This window comes from Amycolatopsis sp. SID8362 (assembly GCF_010550475.1).
GTDB classification, from domain to species: Bacteria; Actinomycetota; Actinomycetes; order Mycobacteriales; family Pseudonocardiaceae; genus Amycolatopsis; species Amycolatopsis eburnea.
This window is the reverse complement of the sequence record NZ_JAAGNB010001689.1, coordinates 1-1,382: the sequence shown is the minus strand read 5'-3', so window position 1 is coordinate 1,382 and position 1,382 is coordinate 1. Positions and strand designations below refer to the sequence as shown.

1 protein-coding gene and 2 pseudogenes are annotated in these 1,382 nt (G+C 71.7%); 1 reads left to right on the top strand and 2 read right to left on the bottom strand.

The features are described from left to right. Positions 1-576, top strand: a pseudogene (locus G3I65_RS51940) (DUF1707 domain-containing protein); the annotation flags it as partial. A gap of 15 nt (positions 577-591) precedes the next feature. Here the strand turns inward: G3I65_RS51940 and G3I65_RS51935 are convergent. Together G3I65_RS51935 and G3I65_RS58055 are read right to left on the bottom strand one after the other, a co-directional pair. Next, the gene (locus tag G3I65_RS51935; RefSeq protein ID WP_160703434.1) at positions 592-1,260 is read right to left on the bottom strand and encodes a response regulator transcription factor; all 669 of its coding nucleotides are present in this window, start codon (positions 1,258-1,260) and stop codon (positions 592-594) included. Beyond that, positions 1,257-1,382 (bottom strand): annotated as a pseudogene (locus tag G3I65_RS58055) (sensor histidine kinase); the annotation flags it as partial. The pseudogene G3I65_RS58055 and the gene G3I65_RS51935, both read right to left, overlap by 4 nt.

Sequence of the window (1,382 nt, the reverse complement as noted above, 5' to 3'; positions counted from 1 at the left end):
ACCCCGCCGGTCGCGCAGAGCTCGAGCCAGCCGCAGCCGCCGCCCGCGCCGACCGTCAAGCCGCTCCCGGAGCCGCCCGCGGCCAAGCCGGAGCCCGCCGACAACTCCGCCGCGCTGGTCACCCCGGCGGGCACCACCCGCGCCGGCGGTGGCGAGTTCGACCTCGACAAGCTGCAGTCGGCCAAGTACCTGCCGACCACGGTCATCGAGAAGGCCAAGCAGAGCGGCATGACCGAAGGCCTGCTCAAGACGACCAAGGACGGCGACGTCACGCTGGGCCTGTTCGCGCTGGAGCTGCCGAACGCGCAGGCCGCCTCCGCGGTGGCCGCCGAGTACGGCAACGCGGAGCAGGAAGGCGGCCTGACCGTCAACCGCAACCTGTCGCTGCACGGCGTCCAGGTGTTCTCGGCGGCGGACGCGAACCAGCAAGTCTACCGCGCGGTCTACGTGCTCTACAACCGCGTGATCATCATCGACTCGTTCGGCCCGTCCAAGGACGCGACGCTCAACTCGTTCAAGACGCTGCTGACCGCGCAGGTCCAGAAGGCGCCGCCGACGGAGCGCACGAACAACTGAGACCGACCCGAACGGTCAAGCGGGCCGGCGTGGGCTGACCAGGCCGGACTCGTAGGCCAGCACCACCAGCTGGGCCCGGTCCCGCGCGCCGATCTTCGTCATGATGCGGCTGACGTGGGTGCGGGCCGTGGCCGTCGAGATCACCAGGTGAGCGGCGATTTCGTCGTTCGACATGCCGCCCGCGACGAGCGCGAGGACCTCGCGTTCGCGGTCGGTGATCTCGCGGACGGCGCTGGTGTCGACGCGCCGGTTCTCCGGGCGGCCGACGAACTCCTGGATCAGCCGGCGCGTGACCGTCGGCGCCAGCAGCGCCTCGCCGCTCGCGACCACCCGCAGCGCGCGCAGCAGCTCGACCGGCTCGGTGTCCTTCAGCAGGAACCCGCTCGCGCCCGCGCGCAGGGCTTCGTAGACGTACTCGTCGACGTCGAACGTGGTCAGGACCAGCACTTTCGTCCCGGCGAGGTCGGGGTTCGCGGTGATCCGGCGGGTCGCTTCGAGACCGTCTACGCCGGGCATCCGGACGTCCATCACGACGATGTCCGGGTGGTGCTCGACGGCGAGTGCGACGGCCTGGTCGCCGTCGCCCGCCTCGCCGCACACCTCGAAGCCGTCCTCGGTCTCCAGCAGCACGCGGAACCCGGCGCGGACCAGGACCTGGTCGTCGGCCAGCAGGACGCGGATCATGCTTCCCCCTCGATCGGTAGCTCGACGCACACTTCGAAACCGCCGTCGACCGGCCCGGCGGTGCACCGGCCGCCGAGCGCCGCGGCGCGTTCGCCCATGCCCCGCAGGCCGTGGCCCGGCGT

What these genes read in the sequence shown, in the direction of transcription:
- G3I65_RS51935 (WP_160703434.1), bottom strand. Translation starts at nt 1,260, where the DNA reads ATGATCCGCGTCCTGCTGGCCGACGACCAGGTCCTGGTCCGCGCCGGG.